11 protein-coding genes and 1 riboswitch are annotated in these 15,092 nt (G+C 69.1%); of the genes, 4 read left to right on the top strand and 7 right to left on the bottom strand.

Annotation, left to right across the window (positions count from 1 at the left end):
• Positions 1 to 150 (top strand): CsbD family protein, encoded by a 150-nt coding sequence (locus AC07U4_RS15240; RefSeq protein ID WP_156143866.1) that lies wholly within the window; start codon positions 1 to 3, stop codon positions 148 to 150.
• Positions 151 to 174: 24 nt separating this feature from the next.
• Here AC07U4_RS15240 and pnuC read toward each other — a convergent pair whose 3' ends face one another.
• The 4 genes from pnuC to mqo all read right to left on the bottom strand — a co-directional run bounded on the left by pnuC (position 175) and on the right by mqo (position 6,070).
• On the bottom strand, positions 175 to 741 hold the full coding sequence (gene pnuC / locus AC07U4_RS15235; RefSeq protein ID WP_038665646.1) for a nicotinamide riboside transporter PnuC: 567 nt from the start codon (positions 739 to 741) through the stop codon (positions 175 to 177).
• Positions 738 to 1,868 carry a phosphotransferase enzyme family protein gene (locus tag AC07U4_RS15230; protein ID WP_495195982.1) on the bottom strand — a complete coding sequence of 377 codons (1,131 nt, stop codon included), beginning with the start codon at positions 1,866 to 1,868 and terminating at the stop codon, positions 738 to 740. The genes pnuC and AC07U4_RS15230 overlap by 4 nt, the downstream gene beginning before the upstream one ends.
• A 4-nt stretch (positions 1,869 to 1,872) precedes the next feature.
• The gene (locus AC07U4_RS15225; protein WP_495195981.1) at positions 1,873 to 4,149 is read right to left on the bottom strand and encodes a TonB-dependent receptor; all 2,277 of its coding nucleotides are present in this window, start codon (positions 4,147 to 4,149) and stop codon (positions 1,873 to 1,875) included.
• A 56-nt stretch (positions 4,150 to 4,205) separates the two neighbouring features.
• Positions 4,206 to 4,315: riboswitch (TPP riboswitch) on the bottom strand.
• A gap of 39 nt (positions 4,316 to 4,354) precedes the next feature.
• Positions 4,355 to 6,070, bottom strand: coding sequence for a malate dehydrogenase (quinone) (gene mqo, locus AC07U4_RS15220; RefSeq protein ID WP_495195980.1), 1,716 nt, complete (start codon positions 6,068 to 6,070; stop codon positions 4,355 to 4,357).
• A gap of 328 nt (positions 6,071 to 6,398) precedes the next feature.
• Here mqo and AC07U4_RS15215 point away from each other — a divergent pair, with 328 nt between their 5' ends.
• Positions 6,399 to 8,081, top strand: coding sequence for a sensor histidine kinase (locus AC07U4_RS15215; RefSeq protein WP_495195979.1), 1,683 nt, complete (start codon positions 6,399 to 6,401; stop codon positions 8,079 to 8,081).
• Positions 8,078 to 9,367, top strand: coding sequence for a sigma-54-dependent transcriptional regulator (locus AC07U4_RS15210; protein ID WP_495195978.1), 1,290 nt, complete (start codon positions 8,078 to 8,080; stop codon positions 9,365 to 9,367). Before AC07U4_RS15215 ends, AC07U4_RS15210 begins: the two co-directional genes overlap by 4 nt.
• A 46-nt stretch (positions 9,368 to 9,413) precedes the next feature.
• On the opposite strand, the gene AC07U4_RS15205 is transcribed toward AC07U4_RS15210, so the two are convergent.
• From AC07U4_RS15205 to AC07U4_RS15195, 3 genes are all read right to left on the bottom strand, one after another.
• A complete protein-coding gene (locus AC07U4_RS15205; RefSeq protein WP_495195977.1) occupies positions 9,414 to 9,554 on the bottom strand; it encodes a hypothetical protein in 141 nt (46 codons plus the stop codon).
• Positions 9,555 to 9,683: 129 nt separating this feature from the next.
• Positions 9,684 to 10,673 carry an SDR family oxidoreductase gene (locus AC07U4_RS15200; RefSeq protein WP_495195976.1) on the bottom strand — a complete coding sequence of 330 codons (990 nt, stop codon included), beginning with the start codon at positions 10,671 to 10,673 and terminating at the stop codon, positions 9,684 to 9,686.
• A 100-nt stretch (positions 10,674 to 10,773) separates the two neighbouring features.
• Positions 10,774 to 13,644, bottom strand: coding sequence for a TonB-dependent receptor domain-containing protein (locus AC07U4_RS15195; RefSeq protein WP_495181554.1), 2,871 nt, complete (start codon positions 13,642 to 13,644; stop codon positions 10,774 to 10,776).
• Positions 13,645 to 13,894: 250 nt separating this feature from the next.
• Between AC07U4_RS15195 and AC07U4_RS15190 the strand changes: the two genes are divergently transcribed.
• Entirely contained in the window at positions 13,895 to 15,091 is a 1,197-nt protein-coding gene (locus AC07U4_RS15190; protein WP_495196183.1) for a multidrug effflux MFS transporter, read from the top strand.
• The last annotated feature ends 1 nt before the right edge of the window (position 15,092 follow it).

Raw genomic sequence — 15,092 nt, 5'->3', positions numbered from 1 at the left:
ATGGTAAAATCGATCTCCGGCATCGTAAGCGCGATCAACACCGCCGTCGGCAAGGCCAAGCAGAATGCCGACGATCCGTCGCTGCACGAAGAGGGCGCCGAACAGGAAGCGCGCGGCACCAAGCAGCAGGCCGACGCCAGGAAGAAGTAGGCGTATGCGCGTTCGCCGGCGGGGTCAGCCCTGCCGGTGGCCGCCCGCCCGGCGCCATTGCCGATAGCCGAGGACGGCGAGCCCGACCATCGCCGCATAGAGGCCGGCGGTCGGCAGCAAATCCTTCCAGACGAACATGCCGACGTAACAGACGTCGACCACGATCCACAGCAGCCAGCTCGCGGCGTGGCGGCGCCCGGTCCAATATTGCGCGACGAGGCTGAAGCTGCTCAGTGTCGCGTCCATCCAGGGCAGCGCCGCGTCGGTATGGTGGCTGGTCAGCCAGCCGATGCTCACCGCCCCCACCGCGCCCGCCGCCAGCCCCGCCAGCACCTGCGCCGGCCGCAGCGGCGCCACCACCACCTCGCCCTCGCTATCGGTCCCCCGCGCCCAGGCGACCCAGCCGTAGACGATCGCGATCGCGAACAGCAGTTGCAGCACCATGTCGGCGTACAGCCGCACGTCGAGGAACAGCTTCGCGTATAGCGCGCAGGCGAGCAGATTGACCGGCCAGCACAGCATGCGCCGCCGCGCGGTCAGCCAGATTCCGGCGAAGCTGACGACCACCGCGACGATCTCCAGCGGCGTCATGGCTTGGCCTCGCCGATCCGGCGCAGCAAAGCCTGCCCCGCGGCGGAGAAGAACCACGCGGCATGGCCGATGGCATAGCCGTCCCAGGTCAGCGCCGCGGCGGCGGGATCGGCGACCACCGCGGTGAAATAGTCGATCTCCGACAAAGCGAATTCGAGGTGGACGAGCGGCAGCAGCCGGACGATCGCGGCGATATCGGCGGCGGCGAGCGGGACGCGCGATGCATAGCCGGCGAGCAGCGCCAGCGCCGCCGCGGAATCGGCGATGTCGTCGCCCTGCGGCAGGTCGAGCCAGCGGATCGCGCTGCGTTCGATCGCGGTTGCAATATCGTGCACCGCGCAGGTGCGATCGGCGAGGCCGAAGTCGATCACCGTCCGCACGCTGCCGTCGTCCGTCCAGAGCAGGTTCGACGGATGCCAGTCGTTATGCGTCCACAGCGGCGGCTGATCCGCCAGCACCGCGGGCAGGCCATCGCCGAGCGTCGCGAACAGCGCGCCGAGCTGCGCCCGCCACGGCCGCGTCGTCAGGAAGGCGGCGAGCGCCGGCCGGGCGGCGACATAGGCCTCGGCCGCGGCGAGCGGATCGCGTGCCGGCAGGATGGTCAGGCTGGCGACCAGCGGCTGCGCCCGGCGCGCAGGGGCGGCGAATCCGGCCGCGGCGAGGTGCAGCCGCGCCAGCGCGACGCCGGCGGCATGCGCCTGCGCGTGCGAGAAGAACGGCGTCCACGACAGGCGGTCGCGGTAGAGATCGGCGCCCGGCGCCTGCCGGTGCGCTTCGTAGCGCCACGCGTCGATCGCGATTGCGGTCGCACCGTCGGCCGTCGCGAGGACCTCCGGCACCGATAGGCCGGCCGCGGCGAGATGCGCGATGAACGCATGTTCCTCGGCCAGCCCCGCGATCGACCGCAGCCGGTGGTGATGCCGCTTGAGCAGGACGGTGCCCGTCCCGGTCCGGACCAAGGCTGCCGCCGAGAAGGGGCGCGGCGAATGCCAGTGCAGCCCGGTCGGCGGCCCCGCCGCCGGAAAGCGCGCCAGTACCGCGGCGGCCTCGCCGGTGGTGATCGCCGGCCAGGTCGGCGCCTCCAGCGCCTGCCCCATGCCGTGCACCAGATGACCGGCGGGCGTCATCGCCTCAGAACGCGCGCGAGAGGGTCGCCATCACCGCGGCGCCGCTGCCGATATAATAAGCGGGTGCCTGACCGGCGATGACGGTGCCGTTGCGGCCGATGGTGTCCTGCGCATTGGTCGTCACCGCCTGAACGCCGGCGAGCACGTGCGGATCGGTGACGTTGATCGCGTTGACGCGCAGGTCGGTGCGCTTGCCGTCGAGCCACTCGGCCAGATGCACGCCGATCGACAGGTCGAGCGTCGCATAGCCCTTGATGCGCTCGTCGTTCATGAAGGTGGCATATTGCCGGCCGAGATATTTCGACGCGATGCTGCCGAAGACGCGACCGTCGTCATAGGTACCGCCCGCGCCGAACTGCACCGTCGGGCTCGACACCGCATGCCGGCCGCGCGTCGGCAGGAAGTCGCCGCCGACCGGCAGATCGTCGTCGAGCCGCGCATGCAGATACTCGCCCGACACATAGAGGCTGACCGCGGCGACCGGGCGATAGTCGATCTCGGCATCGACGCCATAAGAGGTCTGTCCGCCGGCGTTGAGCGTCGCATTGACCTGCGCGCCGCCCTGATCGACCACCGTCGCGAGCTGTCGGTTGCGGAATTTATAGTGGAAGCCAGTCACCGAGGCCGAGACCGCTTCGCCGATGAAGCGATAGCCAATCTCTTCCGACACCGAATATTCGTTCTTGAGCGCGTTGCTGCCCTGCACGACCAGCGCTCCGCCGGCATAGCTGTTGTACAGCGTGAATTCGTTGGGCGTGCGGAAGTTGGTGGTGACGTTGGCGAAGAGCTGTTGCCGGTCGTCGAGCCGGTAATGGATCGCGGCGCGCGGCAGCGCGGCGAAACTGTCGATCCGCACCTTGTCCTGCGGCCCGGGCAGATAGTTGCGGCCGTTGCGCAGCACGTCGACGCCCTTGAACCCGACGTCGACCGTCAGCCGCGGCGCGACGGCGACGCTGTCGGCGAGGAAAAAGCTCTTGGTGACGGTGACGGTGCGCTGGTTCTCATAGGCGAGCAGGCGGCCGTCGGCGGTGCGGATCGCTTTGGCGCGATAGCCCCAGCGGTCGGTCGGCCGACCATCGGCATCGATGCTGGTATAGGATTGGGTGACGCGATCGGTGCCGTAATCGAACCACAGCCCGGCGGTGATCCGGTGGCTGCCGGCCTGCAGCGTCAGCTTGGCGACGCTGCCGGCGCGGAACTGGTCGCCGGTATAATTGCCGAGCACCGTCGCGACGCCGTCGACTGCGCCGGGCAGCGCGATCGGCTGCGCCAGCTCCTCGGTGCCGAGGAAATTGCCGGTGGTGGTGAGCTGCGTGCCATAAGGCGAATTGCCGTAGCCGAATTGCGCATAACTGGTGCTGTCGAACGTCAGGCGCTCGCCGAGCACGAGATGCACCGGCGCCGAGGCGTAAAGATTGCGGAACGGCGCGCGATAGAGCCGCCAGTAATCGGTGGCGCCCGGCGTGTAGCGCTTGGCGTAGTTGAAGCCGCGGCCCTGCGCCTGCCATTCGGCGAGCGTCGGGCTGGGGTAACTCGAGGAATTGGCGTCGTTGAACGACAGCGCGAGGCTGGCGCGATTGCCCGCGCCCCATTCGTTGAGCAGCTTCGCGTCGATATGCTGGCGCGTGTCGAAGCCGGCGCCGCGCCAATTGTCCGCACGCGTGTTGGAATAGGACAGGAAGGCCTTGAGTCCGGTGCCGCCGATCGTCCCGCTGTCGATCCGCACGAAGCCGCGCCGCGCCGCATAGCTGCCGAGCGACAGATCGACGAGACCACCCGCCCGGGCCTTGGGATCGTCGAGCGCCAGCGACAGCAATCCGCCGGCACCGCCCAGCGTCGGCGAATCGATGTCGACCGACCCCTGCGCGATCGATATCCGCCGGAGGTTGCCGGGGTCGGCGAACTGTGACGGGTACGCGTAATAATAACCGATGTCGTTCTGCGGCGCGCCTTCCATCAGCACGCCGATCTCGTCCTGCCCCAGCCCGCGCAGCGTCAGGCTGGAACTGGTCGACAGGCCGTAGGGATCGCTCGACGCGACATTGGCGCCGGGCAGCAAGGTGACGAGCTGGAAGGCGTTGAGCGTCGGCGCCTGTTTGACGATGAAGTCGGCCGAGATCGCGCTCTGGCTCTTCGGCGCCTGTTGGTCGGGCAGCAGCCCGGCGGGATCGGGATGGCCGACGACGCGGATCTCGGCGGGTTCGGCGGTCTGCGCCGCGGCGGGTGCCGCCAGCAGCAGCACCGGCACCCCCAGCGCGAGCCAGGATCGCGCGGGTCGCATGTCGGAACGGGAAACAAGAGCCGAAATCGTTCGCATCCACTTCATCGGAGGAACGACGGCGCACCGCAGACCCTCCCTACGCCGGTATCACCCGGATCAGGTTCAGCGGGTCATGGGCTGCTGCCCATTTCTCAGCCGCGCGTCAGCGGCCCCCCGGGGATGGCCCGGCTTAGGCGATCCCGCGGGGTAGCGATAGGGGGCTCGATTACAGCGCCAGATCGGGGTGGCGGTCGGCCTTGACGCGGGTGGCGGCGGGGCGCGGCCGGGTGGCGACATGGACCGCAGGCGGCGGCGTCGTCAGTTGCAGCGCGTCGCTGGTCTGCGCCCATTCCTGCGCGAGCAGGTCGGGATGATCGTTGAGCGCGATCCCGTAGGACGGCACGATCTTGCGCAGGCCGTCCTGCCACGCCGGAGTCGCGAGCCGCTTGGGGAAGACCGTCTTGAGCAGGTTCAGCATGATCGCCGGCGCGGTCGACGCCCCCGGCGACGCGCCGAGCAGCGCCGCGATCGAGCCGTCCTTCGAAGCGACGATCTCCGTCCCCAGCTTGAGCACGCCGCCCTTCTCGGGATCGCGCTTGATGATCTGCACGCGCTGGCCGGCCTGCCACAGCTTCCAGTCTTCCGCGCGCGCACCGGGCAGATATTCGCGCAGCGCCTTCAGCCGGTCCTCGTCGGACATCATCAACTGGCCGGCGAGATATTCGACGAGGTCGAAATTGTCCCAGCCGACCGCCATCATCGGGCGGAAATTGTCGAGCGTCACCGACGCCGGCAGGTCGAAATAGGAGCCGTGCTTGAGGAACTTGGTCGAGAAGGTGGCGAACGGCCCGAACAGCAAGGCGCGGCGCTTGTCGAAATAGCGCGTGTCGAGATGCGGCACCGACATCGGCGGCGAGCCGACCGCGGCCTTGCCATAGACCTTGGCGAGGTGACGGTCGGCGATCTCGGGCTTTTCGGAGACGAGGAACGAGCCGCCGACCGGGAAACCGGCGTAATTGTCGGCTTCGGGAATCCCCGAGGCCTGCAGGATCGGCAGCGCACCGCCACCGGCGCCGGCGAAGACGAAGCGCGCGTTGATGATCCTTTTGCCGCCGCCGTTGGTCGCCTCGGCGGTGACGCGCCAGCTCTTGTCCGCATTGCGTTCGAGCTTGCGCACCTCGTGGCCGCTGGTCAGCGTCACGCCCGGCTGGCGGCTGAGCGACGTGATATATTGCCGCGTCACCTCGCCCCAGTCGCAATCGGTGCCGAGCGGCGAGCGCGTCGCCGCCAGCGGCAGGCCGCCGCTGCGCCCCTCCATCATCAGTGGCACCCATTGGCCGATCTGATGCGGATCGGTGGTGAACTCCATCCCCGAGAACAACGGGCTGGCGCCGAGCGCCGCATGCCGCTTGCGCAGGAATTCGACGTTCTCGCGGCCCCACACCAGATTCATGTGCGGCGTCGAGTTGATGAAGGCGCGCGGGTCGCTGAGCACCCCGGCGCGGAGCTGGTGGCTGAGGAACTGGCGGGTGATCTGCCATTGCTCGTTGATCTCGATCGCCTTGGCGATCTCGACGCGGCCGTCGGCGGCGTTGACCGGCGTATAGTTGAGCTCGCACAGCGCCGAATGGCCGGTGCCGGCGTTGTTCCAGCCATCGGAACTCTCGCCGGCGGCGCGGTCGAGCCGCTCGACCATCTCGATCGTCCACGTCGGTTCGAGCTGGCGCAGCAGCACGCCGAGCGTCGCGCTCATGATGCCGCCGCCGATCAGCAGCACGTCGACGCTCTGTTCGCTGCGCGCCTGCGCACGCGCCGCCGCCGGCAGCAGCGAGGCGCCCCCCGCGGCGGCGACCGCGCCGATCAGCCCGCGGCGGGTGACGGCGGCAGCCGGGAGGGTCGACGTGTCGGCGGTCGGGGCCAGCTCGCGGGGGTCGGAGTGCATCGCATGATCCTTCTGCAGCCGCTTGCGGTACGACGTCGCGGCAGGACGCGGATCGCAGCGGGGCGTGTCCACGGCCGCGACCGGCGAATCCGGACGGCCGATGCCGCATCGCTCCGGCGGAGCCATGCGACCGTATCGACCCGCTTGTGCCCGACCCGCGGATGCGGCCCGCGCAGAAAATGACACTTCGATATAATCGAGCATAAACAATGATTTAGCGACGATCTGTCGTGCGGGAATGGTTCGTAGAGGGCAAGAAGTGACACATCCCTTGCGGTGAAAGTGCAACTTCTTGCCACACGGCAGGCGGGCGGGTAGGTATTCGACCGTGAGTCTCCGCCCTCTGATCCGCGGCTGGCCCTGGCTGGCGGGCGTGCTGTTGCTCGCGATCGCCGCCGCAATCCTCGCCGGTGCGCTCGCGCAACGGCGCACGATCGCGCAGCAGCAGATCGAGGTGACACAGGATGCGCGGCTGCGCGCGGCGCTGCTCGACAGCGAGATCGCCCGTTTCCGGCTGCTGCCGCTCACGCTTGCCAACGATCGCGACATTTCGGCGGCGATCGCCGGCACCGGCGCAGCGCGACCGGCGCTCAACCGCAAGCTGGAGGCGCTGGCCCGCGTCACCGGCGCGCCGGCGATCTACGTGGTCGGCCCGGACGGCTGGTCGATCGCCGCGAGCAACTGGCGCAGCCCGCGGGCCTTCGTCGGCATCGATTATCAGAGCCGTCCCTACGTCCGGCAGGCGGAAGCCCGCGGCGAGGGCAGCCATTTCGCGATCGGCAGCGTCAGCCAGCGCCCCGGCCTGTATCTCGCCGCGCGGACCGCGACCGGCGGCGTCACCGTCATCAAGCTGGAGTTCGACCGGATCGAACGGGCCTGGGCGCGCAACGGCGGGATCAGCTTCGTGCAGGACGCCCGGCAGCGCATCCTCGTCACCAGCCGCCCCGGCTGGCGCTTCGCCACCGTGACGCGGGCAACGGCGCCGGCGGCCGGCACGGTGGCGCTGGTGCCGCTCGGCGACGGCCGCGTGCGGATCGGCGGTGCGCCGGCGTCCTACGTCGCGCAGATGGTGCCGGTCAGCCAGCCGGGCTGGCAATTGGTGCAGATGCGACCCGTCGATCGCGCGGTCGCGGCGGCGCGGCTGTTCGCCGCGGCGGCGGCGGGGGCGAGCGTCCTCGCGCTCGGCGTCATCGCCTGGGCCATGCGCCAGCGTGTGCTGGCGACGCGTCGCCGCACCGCCGAGCTGGAGGCGGCGGTTGCCGACCGCACCGCCGACCTGCGTCGCGAGGCGGCCGAGCGCGCGCTGTCCGATGCGCGCGGCGCCGAATTGCGCGAGGCGCTGCGCCAGGCCAACCGGCTGGCGTCGCTCGGCCAGATCACCGCCAGCGTCGCGCACGAGACCGCGCAGCCGGTCGCGGCGATCCGCACCTATGCTGAAACCAGCCGCATGCTGCTCGACCGCGACGAGCCCGACGAGGTGCGCGCCAATCTCCGCACGATCGCGCAGCTCGCGGACCGGGTCGGCGTGGTGACCGCGCAGCTTCGCGCCTTTTCACGCCGCCAGACGGACGAACTCCGCCCGGTATCGCTCGCCGAGGTGATCGATGGCGCGCTGCTGATCGTACGCGAACAGCTCGAGGATGCGGTGCTCGACCGGCCCGCGATCGATCCGGCGCTGATGGTGGTCGGCGGCAAGGTCCGCCTCGAACAGGTGCTGGTCAATCTCGTCCAGAATGCGCTCGACGCACTCGCCGGCCGCGCCGAGCGGCGCATCACGCTGACCCTGGTCGAGGAGGAGTCCCGTGTGCGGCTGCGCGTCGCGGATAACGGGCCGGGCATCGATCCGGCGATCGCCGCCGGCCTGTTCAAGCCGTTCAACACCAGCCGCGCGGCGGGTCTCGGTCTCGGCCTCGTCATCGCGCAGGATATCATGACCGACCTCGGCGGCTGGCTGCATCATCTCCCCTCGGCGGGCGGGGCGGTGTTCGAGATCGGGATGCGGCGGGCATGACGACGATCGACAGGACACCGGTCGTCGCGCTGGTCGACGACGAGCCGGATCTCCGCGCGGCGGCGTCGCAATTGCTCAAGCTGCACGGTTTCGAGGTGCGACCGTTCGCCGACGCGCGCAGCGCGCTGCCCGAACTCACCGCCGACTTTCCCGGTATCCTCATCACCGACGTCCGCATGCCGGGCATGTCGGGGCTGGAATTGATGGACGCGGTGCGTGGCCGCGACGCCGACCTGCCGGTGCTGCTGCTCACCGGCCATGGCGACATCGGCATGGCGGTGGAGGCGATCAGGAACGGCGCATGGGACTTCCTGTCCAAGCCGTTCGATCCCGAGGCGCTGGTCGCCGCGGCGGTGCGCGCCGCGACCGCACGCGGGCTGACGCTGGAGAACCGGCGGCTGCGCGCGCTCGCCGACGAACAGCAGGGCGAGACGCTGATCGGCGACAGCCTCGCGATCCGGCAGCTGCGCGGCATGATCCCGCTGCTCGCCGATGCGCCGCTCGATCTGGTGATCGAGGGCGAGGTGGGGACGGGGCGCGAACATTTCGCGCGGCTGGTGCATCGCGCCGGGCGGCGTGCGCGCCACCGCTTCCTCGTCATCGACTGCGCGACGGTGCCGGTGGCGCTGGTCGAACGCGAAGTGTTCGCGCGCAACGGCCCGATCGACCGTGCGCATCGCGGCACGTTGTTCCTCGATCATCTCGAAGCCGCCGGACCCGAATTGCAAAACCGGCTGACGCATTTCGCCGAGAAGCGCGCGCTGCCGCTCGACGGGCGCGATCCGCATGCGGTCGACGTGCGAATCGTCGCCGCGCTGGAGGAGGGGCGGCGCGACCGCATCCTGCCCGGCCTGTTCCACCTGCTCGCCGGCGTGCCGCTGCGCCTGCCGCCGCTGTCCGAGCGCAAGGAGGATATTCCGATGCTGTTCGCGCATTTCGCCGCGCGCGCCGCCGAGCGCCATCGCTGCGCGGTGCCGGCGCTGGCCGATCACGCGATGCGGCTGGCGGCGCGACCATGGCCGGGCAACGTGCTCGAACTGGAGAAAGCGGCGGAGCGCATCTGCCTCGGCCTCGACGACGGCGCGCCGAGCAGCGGCGAACCCGCGTCGCTGCCCGAACGGCTCGATGCATTCGAGCGGGCGACGATCATCGATGCCATCGCCGCTGCGGACGGCGAGATCGCCGCCGCGATCCAGGCGCTCAAACTGCCGCGCAAGACCTTCTATTATCGCGTCAACCGGCTCGGGATCGACCTGCGCGCGATCCGCCGCCAGACCCGTCCGTGACCGGCGTCGGTGGTCGAGGCAACAGGGGAGCCTCGACCCGCTCCTGCTACCGGTCGAACAGGAAGCGGAACCAGCCCTGATACATGCCGCCGATCGCGATCAGGCAGGCGACGACCAGCAGCGCGATCGCGGTATAAGCGATCGGCCCGGGCCGCACCTTTTCCGGACGCTTGCTTCCGTCGCTCATGCCGGGGCCGCCTTTCGCCTGCGATTGCCACGATGGCGCGGATCCTGCCGCAAGCAGGTTACAGATCGCTGACGGTGCCGGGAGGGTGGGACGGCATGGCGTGATCCGGCCTGCCGTCCCACCCGGCGGTTACGCCGGCTGGCCGTTGCCGCCGGTCGAGCCGAAGATCTGGCCGGTCGAATAGCTCAGCGCCGGATCGGCGGCGGCGACGTACAGGCCGGCGATCTCGGCCGGCTGCCCCGCGCGCGCCAGCGGCGAATCGCCGCCGAAGCTCTTGAGCTTGTCGGGCGTCGCGCCGCCGCTCACCTGCAACGGCGTCCAGAACGGCCCCGGCGCCACTGCGTTGACGCGGATGCCGCGGCTGGCGAGTTGCTTGGCCATGCTTTTGGTGAAGTTGAGCACCGCGGCGCGGGTCAGCGCATAATCGACGATGTCGGGCGAGGGGTTGCCCGCCTGCTCGGACGAGGTGTTGACGATCACCGCACCCGCGCCCATCCGCTCGACCGCCGCCTTGGTCAGCCAGAAGGGCGCGTAGACGTTGGTCTTCATCGTATCGTCGAAATCCTCGCTGGAGATATCGGCGATGCCGGGGCGGGTCTGCTGCCGCGCGGCGTTGTTGACGAGGATGTCGAGCCCGCCGAGCTGCTCGGCCGCCTGCTGCACCAGCTTGCGGCAGAAGCGTTCGTCGCGCAGATCGCCGGGGATGGCGACCGCCTTGCGGCCCTCCGCGCGGATCAGCGCGACGACCTCGCGCGCATCGGGCTCCTCCGCCGGCAGATAGTTGATCGCCACGTCGGCGCCTTCGCGGGCGTAGGCGATCGCCGCGGCGCGGCCGATGCCGCTGTCGCCGCCGGTGATCAGCGCCTTCTTGCCGGCGAGCTTGCCCGATCCCTTGTAGCTGGTCTCGCCATGATCGGGGCGCGGCGTCATCTTGCTGGCGAGGCCGGGCCAGGGCTGGCGCTGCACCGGATAGGGCGGCTTGGGGTAGGCGGCGGCGGCGGGCGTCCTGGCGGCGGCGCTGCCGCCGGCCTGCGCGGCGGCGGCGGCAGTGGCGGTGGCGGCGGTGCCGGCAGCCAGCGCTGCCCCCGCCACGAAGGTGCGGCGTGTGGTATCGGTCATGATCGTTACTCCCGGAAAGATCACGACCAGAAGCGTCGACCGATCGGTTCCGTTCCGAACCTTTCGGGCTGCCGACCCCCCGATCGGCAGCCCGGTACGGTTACAGACCGTAGGAGAGGCGCAGATAACCGAACCGACCGGGGATATCGTAGGTGGTCGGGTCGAAATTGTTGAGGCTGCAGCTGAAGCAGGCCGGCGGATCCTTGTCGAAGACGTTGTTGACGCCGAATGTGAAGGCGAATTTCGCATCGAGCCAGCTCGGGCGGAATTGCAGCTGCGCGTCGCCGTACAGCCGGCTCTTCAGCTCGTTCTCCGCCGCGATCTCCTGGACGTTGTCGATATAGCGTGCGGTGATGCTCGCGGTGACCGGGCCGAGCGTCCAGTCGATCGTGCCCAGCCCCTTGAAGTGCGGATAGGCCTGATCGGGCGATCCACGCTCGGTGCCGACATAGTCGGTGGTGGTGAAGCCGTCGGTCGCCGGCGTGCGCTCGGCATATTTGAGCAGGTAATTGCCCGAGACGTAGAGGCCGAAGCGGCCGGCGCCGGTCTCGCCCGAGCGGACGGTCAGCGTCGCGTCGATGCCCTTGGTGCGGACGCCGCCGGTGTTGAGCAGCAGGCCGTTGATCGCGGTGACGATGCCGCTCGGCGCGCGGCGGATCGCGGTGCAGCTGAGCGCGTCGCCGGTCTCGGCGCAGCGGCTGAGCAGCACCTGCGCCGGGATCGACGCGATCGCGCCATCGACCTTGATGTCGTAATAATTGACCTCGAGGCTGAGCGCCGAGAGCGTGCCGTTGCGCGCCCAGCGCGGGCTGTAGACGCCGCCGAACAGCAACGTACGTGCGGTTTCGGGGCGCAGGTCGGGGTTGCCCCCGGTCAGCACCGGCAACTGGCCCGACGGTTCGGCATAGCTGCCGCTGGCGGGAACGCCATTGGCGACGCAATTGGCGCGCACCGTGGCGTTCGACGGGAACAGGCCACCCGCCGCGCTGGTGCAGGGATCGTCGATCGTCGCGTCGAAGCGCGACTGCGCGCCATAAAGTTCGCCGATCGACGGCGCGCGCAGCGATTCGGCATATTGGCCGCGCAGCAGCAAGTCGTTGAACGGCTTCCACAACGCGCCGCCACTAAACGTCGTGTTGCTGCCGAAGGTCGAATAATTCGAATGGCGGACTGCGCCGTTCAGCTCGAACGAGGCGATGGCGGGCAGGTCGCGGAGCAGCGGCAGGCGGATTTCGCCATAGACCTCGTCGACGTTGAAGCGGCCGCTCGCCGCCTGCGCGGGGATGTCGGCGCCCAGGCCCGCCTGGATGATCGGATCGGGGGTGAAGCTGCCGAACTGGTAGCGATGCTCGTAGCCGACGGCGATGCCGACCGGGCCGCCGGGCAGGTCGAACAATTCGCCCGACAGGTTGGCGGTATAGTCGTTGAGCGTCTGGCGACTGCGATCGCGCTCGTCGAATCCGATATAGCCGAGCATTGCCGGGGTGATCGAGCCGACACCGCCGAAGAAGTTGAACGGCACGCATTCGTCGGTACACTGGCTAACCGGGCCGATCGCGCGGGCGAGGCGGGCGGCGTTGATGTTGCCGGTGAACAGCTGCTTGGCGTCGTTATAGCCGAGCACCGCATTGACGTCCCAATACCAGTTGCGGTCGAACATCCGGAACTTGCCGTCGAGCGTGCCGGTCAGCGACATGGTGTCGACCTGCTGGCTGTAGGTGCGCTGCCCCGCCTCAACGAGGCGGCGGAAGATCGCGGTATAATTCTGGCCGGGGGTCAGCGTGACGCCGAACGGATTGTACGGATTGGTGGCATCCACGGACAATCCGTCGAGCATGTTGCCGTTGCCGACGTCGGGACCGATGCCGAGCGGCAGGAAGGCCGCCTGATTTTGCGAATTGCGCCGATTGTAGACCGCCTTCACGCTGAGGTTGATCGCGTCGGAGAAGCGCGCGCGGGCGTTGACGAAGCCGCCGAAGCGCTCGACCGGGGTCAGGAAGTAATTGAACGGCGCGAAATTGTAGCGGTCGGCGGCGGTGAACGCCTTGAAGTCGCCGGTCGCCAGCGTCGGGTCGTAGACCGGGCGGCCGCTGGCGACGGGGCCGCGCAACGTGATGTTCTGGCCGTTGACCAGGAAGCGGCCGAGCGGGGTGAAGCTGGAACAGCCGCCGATCGGGTCCGCACAGCTCGTCTGGCCGGGATTGGGGAATTGCGAGATGCTGCGGTTCGCGGCGCTGACCGATTCCTGCTTGGTGTAATAGCCGCCCGCGACGACATGGACGTCGTCGCCGCCGACGCCGTAGCTGAGCTGGTAATCCTGCGTCTTGCCGTCATTGTCGCCGAGGAACTGGCCGTATTGCGCCGAGCCCTTGAAGCCCTTCTGGCTCTGTTTGGTGATGATGTTGACGACGCCGGCGATCGCGTCCGAACCATATTGCGGCGAGGCGCCCGATTGCAGCACCTCGACGCGTTCGATCATCGACGAGGGGATCGAATTGAGATCGACGGTGGCGGGGATGCCGCTCGCGGAGGCGCCGTTGACGAAGCGCAGCCCGTCGACCAGCACCAGGGTGCGCTTGGCACCGAGATAGCGCAGGTCGAGCACCGCCGAGCCGGCACCGACGCCGCCGCCGTCGGGCGGGTTGCCGAAATTGCCCGAGCTGTTGAACTTGGAGTTGAGCCCGCCCGACGAGGCCGGCAGTCGCTGCAGCACGTCGGCGATTGAGGACAGGCCGGTGCGCGCGATCGCGCTATCGTCGATGGTGACGACGGGGGAGGGCTGGTCGAGCGGATCGCGGCGGATGCGCGATCCGGTCACGACGATGTCCTCGGCGGGGGCCTCGGTCGCGGCGGGGGCGGTCGGCGTCTGCGGGTCGGTCGCCAGCTGCGCGGCGGCGACCTGCGCCGACAGCGCCAGCCCGGCCATCATCGCCAAGCTCGACGATCGCATCATCCACGTCGTTGCACGCATTGCTCATTCCCCTTGTCTTGCGCCCTTTGCGGCGTCGCAGGAGGAATATGCAGGATTGTTGCCGCGCGGCCATATCGCAGCGCCGGGTAAGAACCATGATGGCAATATTTCGGTAACGATGTTGCTGCGCGGTAACAGGCCGGAACGCATAATGCATAGATTTACAGCAGTTTGCCCGGTCCCTGCCTTGTGATGCGGCACGATGCCGCCGATAGGCGCGGCCATGACCGATCATCCCGCGCCACCCGGCATGCACCCGCGCGAGTTCGTCGCGTTCATCGCCGCCGTGATGGCGGTCAACGCATTGGGCGTCGACCTGATGCTGCCGGCGCTCGCCGACATCGGCCGCGACCTGCTGGTGAGCGCGGCCAACCACCGGCAATGGGTGGTGACCGTCTATATGGTCGGCTTCGGCGCCGGCCAGCTCGTCTACGGGCCGCTCGCCGACCGGCTGGGGCGGCGGCCGGTGCTGATCGCGACGCTGCTCGGCTTCATCGCGGCGAGCGTCTTCGCGGCGAGTTCGGTGACCTTCGCCGCGCTGCTCGGCGCGCGGCTGTTGCAGGGGCTGATGTCGGCCTCGACGCGCGTGCTCGCGGTCGCGATCGTCCGCGACGGCGCCTCGGGCCGGCAGATGGCGCGGACCATGTCGATCGCGCAGATGATCTTCTTCATCGTGCCGATCCTTGCGCCGACGCTCGGCCAGGGGCTGCTCGCCTTCGGGCCGTGGCGGTTCATCTTCTACGCGCTGGGCGGGTTCGCCGCCTTCGTGCTTGCCTGGTCGCTGGTCCGCCTGCCCGAGACGCTGCCGGTGGCGCGGCGGCGGCCGCTGTCGCTCGCCAACCTGCGGCAGAGCTATCGCCTGACGCTGACCAACCGCTATTCGATCGGCTATGCGATCGCCGCGGCGCTGACCTTCGGCGGCATCATCGCCTTCGTCTCCTCGGCGCAGCAGATCTTCGTCGACGAATTCGGCGCAGGCCGGCGGTTCACCTTGTTGTTCGCGATCTGCGCCTTTTCGATGGGCGTCGCCTCCTTCGCCAACAGCCGGCTGGTCGAGCGGCTGGGGACGCGGCTGATCTCGCAGACGGCGGTGCTGGCGCTGATCGCGCTGTCGGTCGTCCACCTGATCGTCATCCAGGCGGGGCAGGAGACGCTGACCAGCTATATGATCCTGCAGGCGCTCAGCATGACCTGCATCGGCCTGTGCGGATCGAACTTCGGCGCGATGGCGATGGAGCCGGTCGGCCATATCGCCGGCACCGCCTCGTCGGTGCAGGGCTTCATCACCAGCATCGGTGCGGTGCTGGTCGGCTCGGCGATCGGCCAGTCCTATGCCGGCACGACGCTGCCGCTGGCGATCGGCTATCTGCTGATCGGCGTTGCGGTGCTCGCGCTGATCTGGGTGGTGGAGAAGGGCGAGCTGTTCCGGCCGCGGATGGCGGGTTAGC

The sequence above is a fragment of the Sphingomonas sp. GW821-FHT02B09 genome (assembly GCF_059421875.1).
The sequence above is the reverse complement of the archived record's forward strand: the minus strand, read 5'-3'. Positions and strand labels throughout refer to the sequence as shown.

Excerpts from the sequence above, each read along its gene's own strand:
- AC07U4_RS15240 (WP_156143866.1), top strand. The coding sequence starts at position 1 with ATGGTAAAATCGATCTCCGGCATCGTAAGCGCGATCAACACCGCCGTC.
- pnuC (WP_038665646.1), bottom strand. The coding sequence starts at position 741 with ATGACGCCGCTGGAGATCGTCGCGGTGGTCGTCAGCTTCGCCGGAATC.
- AC07U4_RS15230 (WP_495195982.1), bottom strand. The coding sequence starts at position 1,868 with ATGACGCCCGCCGGTCATCTGGTGCACGGCATGGGGCAGGCGCTGGAG.
- AC07U4_RS15225 (WP_495195981.1), bottom strand. The coding sequence starts at position 4,149 with ATGCGACCCGCGCGATCCTGGCTCGCGCTGGGGGTGCCGGTGCTGCTG.
- mqo (WP_495195980.1), bottom strand. The coding sequence starts at position 6,070 with ATGCACTCCGACCCCCGCGAGCTGGCCCCGACCGCCGACACGTCGACC.
- AC07U4_RS15210 (WP_495195978.1), top strand. The coding sequence starts at position 8,078 with ATGACGACGATCGACAGGACACCGGTCGTCGCGCTGGTCGACGACGAG.
- AC07U4_RS15205 (WP_495195977.1), bottom strand. The coding sequence starts at position 9,554 with ATGAGCGACGGAAGCAAGCGTCCGGAAAAGGTGCGGCCCGGGCCGATC.
- AC07U4_RS15200 (WP_495195976.1), bottom strand. The coding sequence starts at position 10,673 with ATGACCGATACCACACGCCGCACCTTCGTGGCGGGGGCAGCGCTGGCT.
- AC07U4_RS15195 (WP_495181554.1), bottom strand. The coding sequence starts at position 13,644 with ATGCGTGCAACGACGTGGATGATGCGATCGTCGAGCTTGGCGATGATG.
- AC07U4_RS15190 (WP_495196183.1), top strand. The coding sequence starts at position 13,895 with ATGCACCCGCGCGAGTTCGTCGCGTTCATCGCCGCCGTGATGGCGGTC.